We start from the raw sequence: 17,985 nt of genomic DNA, 5'->3' as shown, positions 1-17,985 counted from the left end.
GAGTCCGACCCATGACCCAGTCTTCCACGCAGCCGGCACCGCGTGACGCGGTGCCGGCCGGACCCGGTGCCCCCGCCGAGGACGGCGCCTACACCGCGCAGTTCGCGCGGACACTGGGCCGCTTCGAGTCGTTCGCGGTGGCGTTCTCGTTCATCTCGATCACGACCGGGCTGTTCACCACCTTCGGCACGGTGCTCGGTTACGGCGGCCCGGCCGGCATCTGGACCTGGCCGATCGCGACGGCCGGCACCCTGCTGGTCGCGCTGGTGTACGGCATGCTCGCCAGCCGCATCCCGCTGTCGGGGTACAGCTACCAGTGGGCGAGCCGGCTGGCCTCGCCGGTGCTCGGCTGGTGGTTCGGCTGGGTGTCCTTCACCTTCCTGGCGATCGTGGTGGTGGCCGTCGACTACGGGCTGGCGCAGGTGGCGCTGTTCCCGCTGTTCGGGCTGGAGTACACCGCGATGAAGGGGGCCGGGGTCACCGCGATCGTGCTGCTGCTCCAGATGGCGCTGATCATCTGGTCCACCCCGATCGCCACCAAGATCAACAACCTGGCGGTGGCGGCCGAGGTCGTCGCGATGATCGGGCTGACCCTGCTGATCGCCGGCGCGGTGATCTTCTTCGGCAAGGGCGAGTGGGGCAACCTCGGCTCGTTCGGCGAGATCAAGTCCGCGGGCTACTTCGGGTTCCTCGGGCCGTTCATGCTGTCGGCGCTGCTCGGCGCGTTCACCCTGGTCGGCTGGGAGTCGGCGGCCAACCTGGCCGAGGAGACGCACAACCCCAAGCAGGTCGTGCCCCGGGCGATGATCCGGGCGATCCTGATCAGCGGCGTGATCGGGATGCTGTTCCTGATCGTGATCACCGTCGGGATGGGCGGCGACCTGGCCGGGGTGACCGCCAGCTCGGCGCCGGTCGCCGCGGTGATCGAGAGCACCGTGGGGCACTTCATGGCCAGCGCGATGCTGGTCGTGGTGAGCATCGCGATCTTCGCCTGCGGCCTGATCATCATGACCAGCAACAGCCGGCTGGTGCACTCGATGGCCCGCGACGGCCGGCTGCCGTTCTCCCGCGCGCTCAGCCAGGTGCCGCGCTCGACCGGCGGACCCACCTGGGCCACCGTGCTGTGCGCGCTGACCTCGGTGGGCATCGTCGCGATCTTCTCCAAGAGCGAGACCGCGCTGGCGGACCTGCTCGGCGCCGGCACGCTGATGCCCGCCATCCTGTACGCGGGAACGGTGCTGCTCTACATCTTCACCCGGCGCGGGTACACCCCGTCCGAGGGCGACTTCCGGCTCGGCAAGTGGGAGATCCCGGTGGTCGTGGGCGCGGTGGTGTGGCTGGTCGTGGAGCTGTCGATCTTCGTGATCCCGTCCGACTTCCGGGCCGCGCAGCTCTACGTGCTGGCGACCGTCGCGGTCGGCGCGGTGGTCTTCGCCGTCGTGTGGACCACCCGCCGCGCCCAGCTCACCCGCGTCCCCGACCTGGAGACGCCCGTGCTGGAGACGCCCGTGCTGGAGACGCCCGTGATGGAGACGACCGCCGGGGAGGGGAAGCCGTGACCGTCCTCGCCATCGACCAGGGCACCTCGGGGACCAAGGCGATCGTCGCCGACCCGGTGGACGGGGTGGTCGGTCTCGCCGAGGTCCCGGTCAACCCCGTCTATCTGTCGGGCGGCGGCGTCGAGCAGGACCCGGGCGAGCTGCTCGCCTCGGTGCTGGAGGCGGGCCGCCGGGCGATGGAGCAGGCCGGACGGCCGGTCGAGGCGGTCGCGCTCGCCAACCAGGGCGAGACCGTCCTGGCCTGGGACCCCGCCACCGGACGGCCCCTGACGCAGGCGATCGTCTGGCAGGACCGCCGCGCCGAGGGCCTGTGCGCCGAGCTGGCCGAGCACGCGGACTGGATCGCGCGCCGCACCGGGCTGGTGCTCGACCCCTACTTCACCGCCCCGAAGATGGCGTGGCTGCGCCGCAACCTCACCACCGAGGGGGTGGTGACCACCACCGACACCTGGCTGGTGCACCACCTCACCGGCGAGTTCGTCACCGACGCGTCCACCGCGAGCCGGTCCCTGCTGATGGACCTCGACGCGGCCGACTGGGATCCGGAGCTGGCCCGGCTGTTCGGGCTCGGCGACGAGCGGCTGCCCAGGATCGCCGCCTGCGACGAGGTCGTCGGGACGACCCGCGCGTTCGGCCCGGAGATCCCGGTGGCCGGCCTGGTCGTCGACCAGCAGGCGGCGCTGCTCGCCGAGGGCTGCCTGACGCCGGGCACCGCCAAGTGCACGTTCGGGACGGGCGCGTTCCTGCTGGCCAACACCGGCGGGACGGCGCTGCGGTCCCCGTCCGGGCTCACCTCCTCGGTGGCCTGGCGGGTCCGCGGCGACACCCCGTACTGCGTGGACGGGCAGGTCTACACGGCCGCGTCCGCGGTCCGGTGGATCCGCGACCTGGGGTTCATCGGCTCGGCCGCCGACCTGGACACGGTCGCAGCGCCGGACTCCGGGGGCGTCCTCTGCGTGCCGGCGCTGGCGGGCCTCGCGGCCCCCTGGTGGCGCTCCGACGCGACCGCCGCGTTCACCGGCATGACCCTGTCGACGGGACGGGAGCACCTGGTGCTCGCGGTGCTCCAGGGCATCGCGGCCCAGGTGGCCGAGCTCGGCGGCCTGGTCGCCGCCGACCTCGGCGCCCCGCTGACCGCGCTCCGCGTCGACGGCGGCCTGACCCGCAGCCGCACGCTGATGCAGGCCACCGCCGACCTGATGCAGACGCCGATCGAGGTGTACCCGTCGCCGCACGCCACCGCGCTCGGCGCCGCCGCCCTCGCCCGGCTCGCCGTACGGCCCGAGCTCGCGATCGAGCAGGCCGTCTTCGACTGGACGCCCAGCACCGGCTACGAGCCCCGCTGGACGGCCGAACGCGCCGCCGAGTTCCGCTCCCGGTGGCGCGACGCCGTGTCCCTGGGCCTGCCGCGGGAGACCCCCGCCCGGCCGGCCCCGAACTCAGGAGGATCCGCATGACCGATGTCGACGTGGTCGTGATCGGCGCGGGCGTCGTCGGCTCGGCCATCGCCAGGGACCTGGCGGGCCACCGGCTCTCGGTCGCGCTGCTGGACGCCCGCGACGATGTGGGCGACGGCACCAGCAAGGCCAACACCGCCATCCTGCACACCGGCTTCGACGCCAAGCCCGGCACCCTGGAGGCGCGGCTCGTCCGGCGCGGCTACGAGCTGCTGTCGGGTTACGCCGCCTCGACCGGGATCCCGGTCGAGCGCACCGGCGCGCTGCTCGTCGCGTGGACCCAGGAGGAGCTCGAGGCCCTGCCGGGCCTGCGCGACAAGGCCGCCGCCAACGGCTACGAGCGCTGCGAGCTCGTCGGCGCGGACGAGGTCTACCGGCAGGTGCCCGCGCTCGGCGACGGGGTCCTCGGCGGCCTGACCGTCCCGGACGAGTCGATCATCTGCACCTGGACGACCACGCTGGCCCTGGCGACCGACGCCAAGGCGCGCGGCGTGCGGGTGCTGCTCGGCCACCGCGTCACCGCCGTCCAGCCGGACGCGTCGGGCACCCTGCTGCGCACCACCGGCGGCGACGTCCGGGGCCGCTGGATCGTCAACGCGGCCGGGCTCGGCGCCGACGTGATCGACCGGCTGTTCGGGCACGACCGGTTCACCGTCACGCCCCGCCGCGGCGAGCTCTTCGTCTACGACAAGCTGGCCCGCCCGCTGGTCGACCGGATCGTCCTGCCGGTGCCGACCTCGCGCGGCAAGGGTGTGCTGGTCAGCCCGACCATCTACGGGAACGTGATGCTCGGCCCGACCGCCGAGGACCTCGCCGACCGCACCGCCACCGGCACCTCCGAGGACGGCTTCGCGTTCCTGCTCTCCAAGGGCGGACGGCTGATGCCGAGGCTGCTGGAAGAGGAGGTCACCGCCAGTTACGCCGGGTTGCGCGCGGCCATCGACCACGGCGACTTCCTCATCGACGCCGACGCGGACGCCCGGTACCTGCTGGTCGGCGGCATCCGCTCCACCGGCCTCACCGCCGGGATGGCGATCGCCGAGCACGTCCGCGCGCTGATCGGCGAGGCGGGCCTGGTCCTGGAGCCGCGCGACGACCTGCCCGCGCCGCCGCGCATGCCCAACATCGGCGAGGCGGACCGGCGGCCCTACCAGGACGCCGGGCTGATCGCGCGCGACCCCGAGTACGGACGGGTGGTGTGCTTCTGCGAGCGGGTCACCGCGGGCGAGATCCGCGACGCGTTCGACTCGCCGCTGCCGCCCGCCGGGGTGGACGGCCTGCGCCGCCGCACCCGCGCGATGAACGGCCGCTGCCAGGGCTTCTACTGCGGCGCCGAGGTCGGCGAGCTGGTCGCGACCCGCGCCGCCGCCGTCCGTCCCTGCGCGGACCGTCCCTGCCAAGCAGGCGACCGCGACGCCGAGGAGGCCCGCCGATGACCGCCCGAACCCCGGAGACCCCCGGAACCCCTGGAACCACCGGGACCGTCGAGCCCGCCGTGCTCACGCCGGACGTGGTCATCGTCGGCGCCGGCCCGGCCGGGCTCACCGCCGCCGCCGAGCTGGCCCCGCGCCTGGACGGGCAGGTGCTCGTCCTCGACCGGGAGCGCGAGGCCGGGGGCATCCCCAGGCACAGCGACCACACCGGTTACGGCCTGCGCGACCTGCGCCGCGTCATGACCGGGCCCGCGTACGCGCGGCGGCTCGCGGACGCCGCCGTCATCGCGGGCGCGGCCGTCCGCACCGGGGCCACCGTCACCGGCTGGGCGGGGGACCGCTCGCTGGAGGTCACCTCGCCGCAGGGGCGGCTGCGGGTGGACGCCCGCGCCGTCGTGCTCGCGACCGGGGCCCGCGAGCGGCCCCGTCCGGCCCGCAAGATCCCCGGCGACCGCCCGGCCGGCGTCTACACCACCGGCCACCTCCAGAACCTGGTCCACCTGCACCACGGCGCACCCGGCACCCGCGCGGTGGTCGTGGGCGCCGAGCTGGTGAGCTGGTCGGCGGTGCTCACGCTGCGCGAGGCGGGCTGCCGGACGGTGCTGATGACCACCGAGCTGCCCTCCCCGGAGTCCTACGCCGCGTTCAACCTGCCGGGCCGGGCGCTGCTCGGCGTCCCGGTCGCGACCCGCACCCGCCTCACCCGGATCATCGGGTCCGGCGGCACCGGGTCAGACGGCAGCGGGTCCGGCGCCGGGTCCGGCGTCGGCGGGCACAAGCGGCTCGAGGCCGTCGAGATCGAGGACCTGGCGACCGGGCGGCGCCGCACCGTCGAGTGCGACACCCTCGTCCTCACCGGAGACTGGATCCCCGACCACGAGCTGGCCCGGTCTGCGGGCCTGGAGATCGACCCCGGCACCCGCGGGCCGCTCGTCGACACCGCGCTGCGCACCAGCCGCCCCGGCGTGTTCGCCGCCGGCAACGTGCTGCACCCGGTCGACACCGCCGACATCGCGGCGCTGGACGGACGGCACGTCGCCGGCGAGGTGCTGGCCTTCCTCGCGGGCCGCGAGCCGAGCCCGGACGGCGTCCGGTTCGTCGCCGACGCCCCGTTCCGGTGGGTGGCGCCGGGACTGCTCCGTCCCGGCGACCCGGCCCCCGCGCGCGGGCGGCTGCTGCTGTGGACCGACGAGCTGGTCCGCGTCCCCCGGGTCGTCCTGCGCCAGGACGGGCGGGTGCTCGCCCGCCGCACCGTGCCCTGGCCCGCGTCGCCGGGACGGGTGTTCCGGGTGCCGTGGTCCATGGTCAGGTCGGTCGACCCGCACGGCGGTCCGGTCCACGTCGGCCTGAGGTAGTCCTGACCCGCGCCCCGGCTCACCCCTCGTCCGGAGGGGGAGCCGGGGCGCGGTCGCGGAGCGGCACTTCCTTCACGAACCAGGCCAGCACGAACGCCAGCAGGCCGAACCCGGCGGCGACCAGGAACGCCTGGTGCGTACCGCCCGCGACCGCGTGCTCGTAGGCGTCCCGCGCCGCGGCGGGCAGCTTCCGCAGCGCGGCCGGGTCGAGCTGCGCCGACCCGCCGGTGGCGCCGCCCGTCCCGGCGCGCTCGGCCATGATCTCCTGCACCCGGCCGGCGAACAGCGCGCCGACGACCGACGCCCCGATCGAGCCGCCGATCGTCCGGCCGAGGGTGGCGGTGGACGACGCGACGCCGAGGTCCTTCGGCTCGACGCTCTGGAGCGCGACGATCAGCGTGGTCTGCATCAGGCAGCCCATCCCGGCGCCCAGCAGCACCATGTACAGGCCGGTGGTGAGCCGGGTGGTGCCGGTGTCCATCGTGGACAGCAGCACCAGCCCGGTCGCGAGCAGCGCGCCGCCGGCGACGAGGAACACCTTGTAGCGGCCGGTCCGGGTGATGACCGGCCCGGCGACGAGGTTGACGGCCACCATCGCCAGGAACATCGGCATCCCGAGCATCCCCGCGCTGGACGCCGACGCGCCCTGCACGGTCTGCTGGAACAGCGGCAGGAACGTCATCGCGCCGAACATCCCGAAGCCGAGCAGGAACGCGATCACCGTGACCAGCGAGAAGTTGGCGCTGCGGAACAGTCCGAGCGGCAGCACCGGTTCGGCCACCCGGCGCTCGGCGGCCAGGAACGCGCCGAACGCCACCGCGGCGAGCGCGCCCAGGCCGAGGATCGCCGGGGACGTCCAGCCGTACTGCCCGCCGCCCCAGGTGGTGATCAGCACGATCGAGGTGATCGTGGTGGCCAGCGCGGCCACCCCGGCGTAGTCGATCCGGGCCGTGGCGCGCAGCTTGGGCAGGTGCAGCACCAGCCCGACCATGACCAGGGCGACGACGCCGAGCGGCAGGTTGAGGTAGAAGCACCAGCGCCAGCCGAGATGGTCGGTGATCGCGCCGCCGGCCAGCGGCCCGCCGATCATCGCCAGCCCCATCGTGCCCGCGATCATCCCCTGGTACCGGCCCATCTCGCGGGGCGGCACCAGGCTGCTGATGATGGCCAGCGCGCCGACCATCAGCCCGCCTGCGCCGAGGCCCTGGACCGCGCGGAACGCGACCAGCTGGGTCATGTCCTGCGAGAGCCCGGCCAGCGCGGACCCGGCCAGGAAGATCACGATCGAGGCCAGGAAGGCGCCCTTGCGCCCGTACATGTCGCCGGCCTTGCCCCAGACGGGGGTGGAGACGGCGGTGGCGAGGGTGTAGGCGGTCACCACCCAGGACAGGTGGTCGAGCCCGCCGAGCTCGCCCACGATGCTCGGCATCGCGGTGCCGAGGATCAGGTTGTCGAGCGAGGCGAGCAGCATCGCGATCAGCACCGCGCCGATCACGACGTACAGGTTCCGCGCCTGCGGCACGGCTTCCGGCGGAGTGTCGTCCGGCGGTGGTGTTCCAGGTGGGGAAGGGGGCGAGGTCGTGGTCATGGGGGTCGTCTCCGCTCGGTAACTTACTTGCCGCCCGGCTAGTTAGCGAGACGACGGTAAGGCGCTAACTAGCCGGTCGTCAAGTAAGTTGGACGCGATAGCGTGGGACTCCGGCGACCGGGAGGGGGAGCGACGTGGACGCCAGACCGCGGCGGCGCCGCAAGGACACCAGGCAGCGGATCCAGGACGTCGCCCTGGAGCTCTTCCTCGAACGCGGCTACGACCAGACCTCGCTCCGCGAGATCGCCGAGCGGCTGGACGTCACCAAGGCCGCGCTCTACTACCACTTCAAGACCAAGGAGGAGATCGTCGGGGCGCTGGTCGGGGGTGTCCGCGCGTCCGTCGACGAGATCCTCGCCTGGGGCGCCGGGCGGCCCCGCACGCTGGAGACCAGGGTGGAGCTGCTGCGCCGCCTCCACGCCGTGCTCGACGAGGGCAGGCGGATCTTCCGCTTCCTCCAGGAGAACCAGGCCGCGCTGCGCAAGCGCGAGTCCGGCGACTGGTTCCGCGACCAGCTCGCCACCCTGGGCGGCCTCATCTCCGCGCCCGAGGCGAGCATGGTCGACCGGGCCAGGGTGATGAGCGCGATCTTCACGATCTCGTTCGGCACGTTCGCGATGGCCGAGACCGAGGGCGATCCGGGGGAGAAGCGCGCCGCGCTCCTCCAGGTCGCCGGGGACCTCCTGGCGGCGATCGAGCCCGAGGCCGAGTAGCGCCTCGCCCCACCCGCGCCTCCGTCCCGGGCCGTGCGCGTCCGGTCAGCGTTCGGTGCGTGCCCGGTCAGCGCGCCCGAGCAGTCTCTTCATCACCGGGGCGATCCCGGTGGACGGTCAAAGGAGAGGCTCAGATGAACAACCCCGACATCCTCATCTCCGGCGCCAGCGTCGCCGGTCCCGCGCTCGCGTACTGGCTGGACCGGTACGGCTTCAACGTGACGGTCGTGGAGCTGGCGTCCGGCCCGCTCCTCGGCGGCCAGGCGATCGACGTGCGCGGCCCGGCGCTGCAGGTGGCCGAGCGGATGGGCGTGCTCCAGGAGATCCGGGACGCGAGCGTCGACATGCGCGGGATGTCGATGGTGGACGGCGAGGGCAACGAACTGTACCGCTCCGAGGAGCACACCATCACCGGCGGCGACCTGGCCAGCCCGGACGTGGAGCTCCTCCGCGACGACCTGGCCGGGATCCTGACCCGCGCGGCCGGCGACGGCGTCGAGTACCTCTACGGGGACTCGATCGCGGCCATCGCCCAGGACGAGGACGGGGTGCAGGTCACCTTCCGCGGCGGTTCGTCCCGCCGGTTCGACCTGGTGGTCGGCGCGGACGGGCTGCACTCCAACACCCGCCGCCTGGTGTTCGGCCCCGAGGAGGACTTCATCACCCACCTCGGCACCTACCTCGGGGTCTGGACCGCGCCGAACCACCTGGACCTGGACCGCTGGCAGATCTTCCACCAGGTCGCGGACAGCGACTGGGGCGGCGGGGTGATGGCGGTGCGCGGCAACACCGAGGTCCGCGTCTACCTGGGCTTCCAGACCGAGGAGCCGCTGGAGTACGACTACCGCGACGTCGCCGAGCAGAAGCGGATCATGGCATCGCGGTTCGACGGGCGCAGCGGCTGGGAGATCCCGCGGCTGATCGAGTACATGTGGAACGCGCCCGATTTCCACTTCGACGAGATGGCGCAGATCCACCTGGACTCCTGGTCGCGCGGCCGGGTCGCGCTGCTCGGCGACGCGGGCTACTGCGGCTCGCCGCTCTCGGGCCAGGGCACCAGCATGGCGATGGTCGGCGCGTACGTGCTGGCGGGCGAGCTGAAGGCGGCGGGCGGCGACCACGTCAAGGCGTTCGCCGCGTACGAGGCCGAGCTGCGCGAGTACGTCGCGGCCAACCAGCAGCTCGCGCTGACCAACCAGGCGCGGGTGGAGGCGCAGACCGCCGCCGAGATGGGCGATGCGGAGGAGGCGGAGCACGCCGCGGCGGAGCACGACTTCAGCGACTTCGGCGAGGCGGGCGGGGCGATCGCCGTCAAGGACTACTGAGCCGCGCCGGAGCGGGCGCAGGACGCCGCCCGCTCCAGCAGCACCCGGCGCTCGGGGGCGTTGCGGGTCAGGTCCGCGGCGCGCTCGAACTCCGTCCGGGCCTCGCCGAACCGGCCCAGCCGGGCGAGCAGGTCGCCGCGCACGCCGGGCAGCAGGTGGTAGCCCTTGAGCGCGGGCTCCCCGGCCAGGGCGTCGACGAGGGCGAGGCCCCGCTCCGGCCCGTACGCCATGCCGAGCGCGACCGCGCGGTTCAGCTCGACGACGGGCGACGGCGCGGTCCGGGCGAGGAGCTCGTACAGTCCCGCGATGCGTTCCCAGTCGGTGTCGTCCGCGGTGCGGGCCTGCGCATGGCAGGCGGCGATCGCGGCCTGGAGCACGTACGGCCCGGGGGCCGGCGCGGCGGCGGGCGCTGCGGCCCGCTCCGCGCGCAGGAGCGCGGCGAAGCCGCGCTGGATGAGCAGCCGGTCCCAGAGCGCGCGGTTCTGCTCGCGGATCGGGACGGGCTCGCCGGACGGCGCGGTGCGGGCGCGGGTGCGGGACGCCTGGATCTCCATCAGCGCGACCAGGCCGTGCACCTCGGGCTCAGCGGGGGCGAGCCCGGCGAGGACGCGGCCGAGCCGCAGCGCCTCCAGGCACAGGTCGGCCCGGACCCAGTCGTCGCCGGTGGTCGCCGCGTACCCCTCGTTGAAGATCAGGTAGACGACCTCCAGCACCGAGGCGAGCCGCCCGGCCCGGTCGTCCCCGGCCGGCACCTCGAACGGGACGCCCGCCTCCGCCAGCGTCCGCTTGGCCCGGACGATCCGCTGCGCGACGGTCGGCTCGGCCACCAGGAACGCCCGCGCGATCTCCTCGGTGGTCAGCCCGCCGAGCAGGCGCAGGGTCAGCGCCACCCGGGCCGGGGTCGGCAGCACCGGATGGCACGCGGTGAACACCAGCCGCAGCAGGTCGTCGCCGATGTCGTCCTCGTCGAGGACGGCCGCGTACTCGGCCGGCTCCGCGCCGTCCGCCAGGCCGTGCCCGAGCTCCTCCAGCTTGTGCTCGAGCCGCCGCTCGCGGCGGATCCGGTCGATCGCGCGGCGCTTGGCGACGGCCATGAGCCAGGCGCCCGGATTGTCCGGGACGCCTGACTCGGGCCACTGTTCGAGCGCGGTGACCAGCGCGTCCTGCGCCAGCTCCTCGGCGAGGCCGACGTCGCGCAGCATCCGCGCGAGGCCGGCGATGATCCGGGCCGATTCGAGCCGCCAGACCGCGTCGATCGTGCCTTGCACCGCGGCGCGTTCCACTCGGGCATCCGTCACGGAGCCGATCAGAGCACCACCGGCCGCCGCGCGCAAGCCGGTGCCGGCGGGCCGCCCGCCGGGCGCCGGCGGGTCACTGGCCGGGGAAGGGGTCCTCCGGGCCGAACACCTGCTGGATCACGCCCGCGCCGTTCCCGATGATCTGCCAGAACCGGGTGGACAGCTCGACGGCCTCCGCCTTGGACGCCACCTCGATGAGCGCGAACCCCACCACGGCCTCCTTGGCCTCGGTGAACGGGCCGTCGGTGACGGTGACCTTCCCGCCGGACGCGGAGAGGTGGGTGGCCTTCGGGTCGAGCCCCCCGGTGGCGAGCAGCGCCCCGGACCGGGACATCTCCTCGACGAAGCGCCCCATCTCGGCCATCATCGCCTCGTCCGGAAGACCTCCGGCGGCCGAACCGTCGTCGGTGGTCATCATCAGGAACCGCATCGTGTCTCCTTCGCTCCGCGAGCGCCGTGGTCCGGCCTCTGCTCACGCGTCGAACGAAGGACGCCCGGATCGACAACGCGGACGACCTTTTTTCCGAGAAATTCTCAGTCCCGCCGTCCTGGCCGGTCAGCGGGGTGGAGGCGGGCGGGGGATGTGGCCGTCCGGAGAGAGTTCCCCTGCCCGGGCGGTCCGGGTCCGTTGGGGATCCTGGTGGGGACGAGTAGCTTTGCCTGGACGGCATGAGCGAGTTGCGCCCTGGGAGGCGTCCTGTGACAGACCCATCACCCGGAGCCGCCGCGTCCGTCGGGATCACCGCGGCGCAGGGCGCCGAGCAGGCGGGCCCGACGGTGCTGCGGATGCTGGTGGGCGCGCAGCTCCGCCGGCTCCGCGAGGCCGCCGGCATCTCCACCGACGCCGCGGGGTACGAGATCCGGGCCTCGCACTCCAAGATCAGCCGGATGGAGCTGGGCCGGGTCGGGTTCAAGGAGCGCGACGTCGCCGACCTGCTCACGCTGTACGGCGTCGCCGATCCGGGCCTGCGCGACCCGCTGCTGGAGCTGGCCGAGCAGGCCAACGCGCCCGGCTGGTGGCAGCGCTTCGCCGACGTGGTGCCGAGCTGGTTCGAGCCGTTCCTCGGGCTGGAGCAGGGCGCCGAGATCATCCGGGTCTACGACGTGCAGTTCGTCCCCGGGCTGCTCCAGACCGACGACTACGCCCGCGCGCTGATCCGGGCCGGCCATCCCGAGGCGGGCGAGGACGAGATCGACCGCCGCGTCGAGCTGCGCGCGCGCCGCCGCCGCATCCTCGAGCGTCCCGGCCCGGTCAGGCTGTGGGCGGTGCTCGACGAGGCCGCGCTCCGCCGCACCGTCGGCGGCCCGGCCGTGATGCGCGCGCAGCTCCGGCACCTGGTCGAGGAGGCCGCCCGGCCGCACGTCACCGTGCAGATCCTGCCGTTCAGCTCGGGCGGGCACGCCGCCGAGGGCGGGTCGATGACGATGCTGCGGTTCGCCGAGCCGTCCCTTCCGGACGTGGTCTACCTGGAGCAGATCGCCGGCGCGATCTACCCCGACCGCGCCGCCGAGGTCATCCGCTACCGCGACGTCCTCGACCGGCTGGGCGTGCAGGCCGAGCCGCCCACCGCGACCCCGGCCCTGCTCCAGCGCATCCTCGACGAGACCTGATCCGCGCGCCCCGGCGCCGACGATCCCGGCCTACGCCCCGGCCCGCGAAGGGTCGTGGTCGCGGGCGCGCGCCGCGCCGTTCCCGACGTTGAGACGGGTGCGGAGCCAGCTCCGGACGTCCTGGTCGACGCCCGCGACCGCTCGTTCGAGGCGGCAGCCGAGGGAGTCGCCGAGGACCCGGAGTTCGCGGTCCCTGCTCTTCAGGCTCCGCCAGAGCTGCTCGATCTGGTCCTGAAGGAGAAGGTTCTCGGCCCTGAGGCGCTGCACTTCCTCTTCGGCGGATCTGGTGGGGGCCTCGGGGTCGGTCACGTGAACTTCCTCCTGCTTGCGTGCGGCGCCGGGTAGGGGACCCGTCGGAACGGGGGCGGGGGCGGCGGTCACGACGGGCCGAAGACGCGCTCGATCAGCCGTTCTGACGCCCGTCCGTCGTCGTGGGGGCAGTACTTGGCCGTGAAGGCCCGGTAGGCGCCGGTGTAGTCGGCGGCGATGTCGTCGAGCCGCGCGATCGAGTCGATGACCTCGGCGGAGGTGCTGAGCAGCGGGCCGGGCGCCTCCTGCTCGAAGTCGAGATAGAAGCCGCGGACGTGGTCGCGGTAGGCGGCCAGGTCGTAGGTGAAGAAGAGCTGGGGCTTGCCGGTCGCGGCGAAGTCGAACATGGCCGAGGAGTAGTCGGTGACCAGGGCGTCGGCGACGAGGTAGAGCTCCGCGATGTCGGGGTAGTGTGAGACGTCGATGACCGACCCGTCCGAGCGGGCCCAGGACCGGTCGCTGATCAGGTAGTGGGTGCGGATCAGGATCACGTGGTCCTCGCCCAGCGCGGAGCGCGCCCGCTCCAGGTCGAGTTCGAGCGTGAAGCCGCGCTTGCCGGGGGCGAGATGGTGGTCGTCGCGCCACGTCGGCGCGTACAGCACGACCCGCTTGCCCGCGGGGATGCCCAGCCTCGCCCGTACCCGGGCGGCGATCTGGACACGGTCGGGGCTGTGCAGGATGTCGTTGCGGGGATATCCGGTCTCGAGGATCTCGCCGTCGTAGCGGAACGCCCGCCGCATGATCGGGGTGGTGAACGGGTTGGGGGAGACCAGCGCGTCCCAGGCGGGGACCTCGCGGTCCATCCAGTCCAGTGACTCGGTGCGCCGGTAGGACATGTCGGCCAGGTCGAAGGCGAGCCGCTTGAGCGGGGTGCCGTGCCAGGTTTGCAGGTAGGTCTGCTCGTCGCGCTTGACGAACCAGGAGGGGATCCCGAAGTTCCCGACGATGTAGCGGGACTGGGCGAGGGCCTCATAGTGCTCGCGGCTGTTGTACAGGACCACGCGCCCGTCGCCGGGCACGGTGAACCGTCCGTCGGACGAGGCCCACACGCACTCCAGGTCGGGCCGCAGGCGCTGAAGGTGCTCGTACAGGGCGCGGGGGTTGCAGGAGTACTGGTTCCCGGCATAGGAGTCGAACACCACCGTCTCGCGCAGCGGTCCCCGGCGCAGCGCCGGGTAGTCGACCTCCTGGACGCGGCGCTGGTTGTAGGCGCCGCGGTCCTCGTCGGGGTGGGCCACGCGGACGCGCAGCAGCAGCGCGTCGATCTGGTGGGCGTCCACGCTCACCCAGTGCGCGCCCGCCGCGCGGGGCGCCGGCAGCGCGGCCATGGCGCCGCGTTCCACGCCCACCAGGACCTCGCCGTCCGTGCCCGTCGGGCTGAGGAGTTCCCACACCCCGCTGCCCAGGGCGCGTCCGGCGCCGAACACCTCGATGGCGCCGGGACGGATCTCGGCGGTGAACCGGTCGCCGTCCCACGTCAGGTGGACGTCATGGGTCTCGCTGGAGCGGCGGCGCCGGAGCATCAGCCGGCCGGGCCGGTCGTCCGGGTCGCAGTGCTCCCCGGTGAGGAGCAGCCGGCCGCCGGACTCCCAGCGCACCGCGGTGACGACGGGCCGCCGGGCCCGCTCCACCGCGCGCAGGTTCCCGTAGCGGGTGCGGGTGAGGGAGAACTCCCGTCCCGGGACCCGGTAGCGGTCCTCCCGGAAGTCGCTGGGCACGGCCGGCTTGACGAGGCGGCCCGCGACGGACAGGTGGACGTCCCAGTCGACGCCGTCCCGGACCGGGACCGTTCCGGTGAGCCCGTTCGGGCCGTCGGGGTCGGAGACCAGGCGGTCCAGCGGCAGCCGGGCGGTGAAGGCGACGGTGCCGTCGGAGCCGGGGACGAGGGTCACCGGCCCCTGCACGGCGTGGCCGGTGTCGCCGGACGCGTGCAGCCGCGACGCCCGCACGCTCACCTCGCCGCCCGGATCACGGGCCAGCACCCCCTGGAGTTCGAGGTGCCCGTCGACCTGGCGGTGCCCGGTCACGGTGACGTCCTCGCGGCGGACCTGGACGATGAATCCGTCCGGGCCCGTCACCGGCTGGATCCGGGTGCGCCCGTCCACCTGATGGGCGTGCGGCCACTTGGCGCGGGCCGCGGCGGGGCCGGCGACCTTCTGGGCGCGCTTGAGCCCCGTGACGGCGGCCTCGGCGTGCAGGTGCCAGGTGGACGACTTCCCGCCGTTCCGCTTCAACCGGGCCGGATCGACCGTGACGACGAACCCCGACCAGTCGTAGCTGACCGCGCCCTGGGACGAATCGGCCGTGACGTCCGGGCGCAGGACGCGCTCCACCTCGAGGGACACCCGGCCGCCGCGATCGTTCTGGAGCCAGATCTTCAGCTCCAGGTCGCTCGGCCGGGCGACCTGGAGGCGCTCGAAGTTGGCGTGCCCCTCAAGGCGGAGCATGCCGTCCTGCCAGCGCACCTCGTCGACCTGAGCCCATAATCTGAGCTCTTCGGAGACCTGGTAGACGTCGAGGGGTACCTTCGTGGACGGGTCGTCGAAGAAGGGGTACTCGGCGTACCACCGCTTGCGCAGCCGCCCGCGGCACACCATGCGCACGCTCTTGGCCCCGGTCTTCTCGAACTGGAGCACCTCCAGCAGTTCGGGGAGCATCCGCCGCCCGAGCAGGTGGAAGCGCAGCCTCCGGTTCACCGGGAGGTCCCGGAGCGCCTCCGGCTCGGACCGGCCCAGGCACTCCACCCCCATGTCGAGGATCCGCCCCTGCTCGGCCTCGTCGGCGCCCGCCAGGCTCTCGGTGAGGATCCCCAGGTCCACGTCCAGCGCGTACCGGTCGTAGGTCTTCTTGAGTGCGGGCGCGCGCTCGGCGAGGAAGGTCTGCACCATCCGCACCGACTCCATCCGGTCGGTCAGGTTCGCCAGCTCGTCGCGGCGCCGGGTGATCGACCCTTCCCGCCGCCGCCAGTAGTAGACGGTGTTCGACAGCACGTCCACCGAGTCGGCCAGCACATGCGCCGCGATCATCACGGGCGGGTCCTCGTACAGCATGTGCGGGTAGACCAGCTTGTGCCGGTCCCAGAACGACCGCCGGAACACCTTGTTCCACACCGTCCGGTCCTGCAACAGGCCGGGGTCGCGGCTGATGTGCGTCCGCGTCCGGGTCGTCGCGCACGCCTCGTGGTGCAGCCAGCACGGCCAGCTCTTGGCCGCGTCGAACCGGCGCACGTTCCCCGAGACGAGATCGGAGCCGGTCTTCTCCAGGGAGCCGACCATCAGCTCGTACGCGTACGGGGCCAGCACGTCGTCACCGTCGGCGAACGCCAGGTACTCCCCGCGCGCATGCCCGATGCCGGTGTTGCGGGCCGGTCCCGGCCCCTGGCCCTCCTGCTGCACCAGTGTGAAGCGCGGGTCCCGCGCCGCGTACCGCTTGGCGATGACGGCGCCGCCGTCGGTGGAACCGTCGTCCACCATGATCACTTCGAAGTCGCGCAGTGTCTGCCCCGCCAACGACTCCAGGCACGCTCCGAGGTACTCCTCCAGGTCGTGGAAGGGAACGATGACGCTGAGCTTCGGGGGAGGTACGGGGGGCTGCGTCATATGTGCGGGGCCTCTCTGACGAAGTGGTCATAGAGGGTTGTCCGAAGTCCCGATCTTTCTTCACGCTTTGGGGAGAGATCTTCCGGACGAGGTGAACCCCGAGGCTGAGTCCCCGAGATCCTCCGCTGCGAGGATGGGGCCATGAGCGACGACGTCTGGGCTTCCCTCGCGGGCCGGTTCGTGGACGGCGCGTACGCCACGGTGAAGGGGCAGGTCCGCACCTACGTGCTCCACCAGCAGTTGATGGAGCACCTTCCCGAGCCGCCGGGAGCCGTCCTGGACGTGGGGGGAGGGGCGGGCCATCAGTCGTTCCCGCTGGCCCGGGAGGGCTACCGGGTGACCCTCCTGGACTCCTCCCCGGCGATGCTGGCCCAGGCCGAGCAGAGGCTGGCAGCCGAAGCCCCCGAGGTGCGCGACCGCGTCCGGCTGGTGCGGGCCCGCGGTGAGGACGCCGCCGAGGCGACCGGCGGTGAGCGCTTCGCGGCCGTGCTCTGCCACGGCGTCCTCATGTACGTCGACGACCCCGGCCCGCTGATCGCCGCTCTGTGCGGGTGCGCGGCCCCTGATGGAATCGTTTCGGTGATGGCGCTCAACGCCGAGACCCTGGCGATCCGCCCCGCGCTGGAGCGGCGCTGGGCCGACGCGCTGGCGGCCTTCGAGGCCGGCGGTGAACGCGGGGTCCTCGGCGTCGACACCCGGGCGGACACCGTCGAGGGGCTGGCGGAGCTGCTGCGGGCCAACGAGGTGGAACCGGTGGCCTGGTACGGCGTTTGGCTCTTCGCCGACTTGATGGACCTCGCGCCGACCGAGGAGGTCTCGGCCGTGGCGGCCGTCGAACTGCGAGCGAGCCGCCAGGACCCCTATCGCCGGCTCAGCCGGGTCTTCCACCTGCTGGGCCGCAGCCGGGCGAACGCCTGAGGCCCGCACCTCCTCCAGCCCTCCTCCAGCCCTCCTCCAGCCCTCCTCCAGCCCTCCTCCTTCATCCCTTCTTCGGGACGAAGGTCGCGAGGATGACCCCGGTGTCGAGCACCTTGGTGCCGGCGGTCTCGAACGTGGCGGAGAAGCCCGCCTTGGTCAGCAGGTCGGCGGGCTCACCGGAGCCGACCAGGACGGGGTAGATCCAGAGCCGCAGTTCGTCCAGCAGACCGTTCTCCACCAGCGTCCGCGTGACGTCCCCGAAGCCGAACTGGACGATGTCCTGCCCGTCCTGCTCCTTCAGCCTGCGGATCTCGGCGACGGCGTCGTCCCGCTTGATGACGGTGGTGTTCCCCCAGTCGCCCTTCTCCAGGGAGTCGGAGACGACGTAGTGGTCCATCTTGTTGATCCGGACGCCGTAGTCGCCGGTCTCGGCCTCCATCGCCGGCCACGCCTCGCCGAACCCGAGGTAGGTCTCGCGGCCGGCCAACACCGCGTCGCAGGAGAAGAGCAGCTCGTGCTCGTACGTCCCGGACTCCTCACCGGCGTGGTCCATGGTCCAGTTCTGCGGGTTCTCGATGACGCCGTCGAGCGAGATGTACGTGGAGCTGATGATCTTGCGCATGAGGTCCTCCGTGCTGTGGGGCGGCGCCCGTCCGGCGTTCGCTGCACTCAGAGTGCGCGAACCGCCTTACGAAATCCCTACGGTCCCCTTTTCCCGCCGTTAGGCGGAAGGCCACTTCAGACCCTGGACGCCCCGAAGGCCGGACCTGCCGGCATGGACCTGACCCTCCGACGTGAGGGCGGATCGTCTACCGTCTGT

At 73.0% G+C, this 17,985-nt stretch carries 14 protein-coding genes; 8 read left to right on the top strand and 6 right to left on the bottom strand.

Annotated elements, in window-relative coordinates; all coding sequences use genetic code 11:
* Window positions 1–11: 11 nt before the first annotated feature.
* Genes QP090_RS10425 through QP090_RS10410 form a run of 4 tightly spaced genes read left to right on the top strand, consistent with a single transcriptional unit; the run spans window position 12 to window position 5,804 of the window.
* Entirely contained in the window at window positions 12–1,559 is a 1,548-nt protein-coding gene (locus QP090_RS10425) for an amino acid permease (RefSeq protein WP_285938390.1), read from the top strand.
* Window positions 1,556–3,016: an FGGY family carbohydrate kinase gene (locus QP090_RS10420; protein WP_285938389.1), complete on the top strand. Its 1,461-nt coding sequence runs from the start codon at window positions 1,556–1,558 to the stop codon at window positions 3,014–3,016. The genes QP090_RS10425 and QP090_RS10420 overlap by 4 nt, the downstream gene beginning before the upstream one ends.
* A complete protein-coding gene (locus QP090_RS10415) occupies window positions 3,013–4,452 on the top strand; it encodes an NAD(P)/FAD-dependent oxidoreductase (protein WP_285938388.1) in 1,440 nt (479 codons plus the stop codon). Before QP090_RS10420 ends, QP090_RS10415 begins: the two co-directional genes overlap by 4 nt.
* On the top strand, window positions 4,449–5,804 hold the full coding sequence (locus QP090_RS10410; protein WP_285938387.1) for an NAD(P)/FAD-dependent oxidoreductase: 1,356 nt from the start codon (window positions 4,449–4,451) through the stop codon (window positions 5,802–5,804). Before QP090_RS10415 ends, QP090_RS10410 begins: the two co-directional genes overlap by 4 nt.
* 19 nt (window positions 5,805–5,823) lie before the next feature.
* Here the strand turns inward: QP090_RS10410 and QP090_RS10405 are convergent, their stop codons facing one another.
* Window positions 5,824–7,326, bottom strand: coding sequence for an MDR family MFS transporter (locus QP090_RS10405; RefSeq protein WP_285938386.1), 1,503 nt, complete (start codon window positions 7,324–7,326; stop codon window positions 5,824–5,826).
* Window positions 7,327–7,526: 200 nt separating this feature from the next.
* Between QP090_RS10405 and QP090_RS10400 the strand changes: the two genes are divergently transcribed.
* Together QP090_RS10400 and QP090_RS10395 are read left to right on the top strand one after the other, a co-directional pair.
* Window positions 7,527–8,105, top strand: coding sequence for a TetR/AcrR family transcriptional regulator (locus QP090_RS10400; protein WP_285938384.1), 579 nt, complete (start codon window positions 7,527–7,529; stop codon window positions 8,103–8,105).
* A 134-nt stretch (window positions 8,106–8,239) separates the two neighbouring features.
* Complete coding sequence (locus QP090_RS10395; RefSeq protein WP_285938382.1) at window positions 8,240–9,430, top strand: FAD-dependent monooxygenase; 1,191 nt, start codon at window positions 8,240–8,242, stop codon at window positions 9,428–9,430.
* Here the strand turns inward: QP090_RS10395 and QP090_RS10390 are convergent.
* Entirely contained in the window at window positions 9,424–10,632 is a 1,209-nt protein-coding gene (locus QP090_RS10390) for an RNA polymerase sigma factor (RefSeq protein WP_285938630.1), read from the bottom strand. The genes QP090_RS10395 and QP090_RS10390 overlap by 7 nt on opposite strands.
* 169 nt (window positions 10,633–10,801) lie before the next feature.
* The gene (locus QP090_RS10385) at window positions 10,802–11,158 is read right to left on the bottom strand and encodes a YciI family protein (RefSeq protein WP_285938381.1); all 357 of its coding nucleotides are present in this window, start codon (window positions 11,156–11,158) and stop codon (window positions 10,802–10,804) included.
* A gap of 269 nt (window positions 11,159–11,427) precedes the next feature.
* Here QP090_RS10385 and QP090_RS10380 point away from each other — a divergent pair, with 269 nt between their 5' ends.
* Window positions 11,428–12,339: a Sco1979 family transcriptional regulator gene (locus tag QP090_RS10380; protein WP_329519434.1), complete on the top strand. Its 912-nt coding sequence runs from the start codon at window positions 11,428–11,430 to the stop codon at window positions 12,337–12,339.
* A 30-nt stretch (window positions 12,340–12,369) separates the two neighbouring features.
* Here QP090_RS10380 and QP090_RS10375 read toward each other — a convergent pair whose 3' ends face one another.
* Both QP090_RS10375 and QP090_RS10370 read right to left on the bottom strand, forming a co-directional pair.
* On the bottom strand, window positions 12,370–12,648 hold the full coding sequence (locus tag QP090_RS10375; RefSeq protein WP_285938380.1) for a hypothetical protein: 279 nt from the start codon (window positions 12,646–12,648) through the stop codon (window positions 12,370–12,372).
* Window positions 12,649–12,716: 68 nt separating this feature from the next.
* Entirely contained in the window at window positions 12,717–16,247 is a 3,531-nt protein-coding gene (locus tag QP090_RS10370) for a bifunctional glycosyltransferase/CDP-glycerol:glycerophosphate glycerophosphotransferase (RefSeq protein ID WP_285938379.1), read from the bottom strand.
* 141 nt (window positions 16,248–16,388) lie between these two features.
* Here QP090_RS10370 and QP090_RS10365 point away from each other — a divergent pair, with 141 nt between their 5' ends.
* Window positions 16,389–17,165, top strand: coding sequence for a methyltransferase domain-containing protein (locus tag QP090_RS10365; RefSeq protein ID WP_285938378.1), 777 nt, complete (start codon window positions 16,389–16,391; stop codon window positions 17,163–17,165).
* Between the two features lie 61 nt (window positions 17,166–17,226).
* Here QP090_RS10365 and QP090_RS10360 read toward each other — a convergent pair whose 3' ends face one another.
* Window positions 17,227–17,787 carry a dihydrofolate reductase family protein gene (locus QP090_RS10360; RefSeq protein ID WP_285938377.1) on the bottom strand — a complete coding sequence of 187 codons (561 nt, stop codon included), beginning with the start codon at window positions 17,785–17,787 and terminating at the stop codon, window positions 17,227–17,229.
* Window positions 17,788–17,985: the final 198 nt, after the last annotated feature.

It is taken from the genome of Actinomadura xylanilytica (assembly GCF_030283145.1).
GTDB lineage: Bacteria > Actinomycetota > Actinomycetes > Streptosporangiales > Streptosporangiaceae > Spirillospora > Spirillospora xylanilytica.
This window is presented reverse-complemented; position numbering and strand designations above follow the sequence as displayed.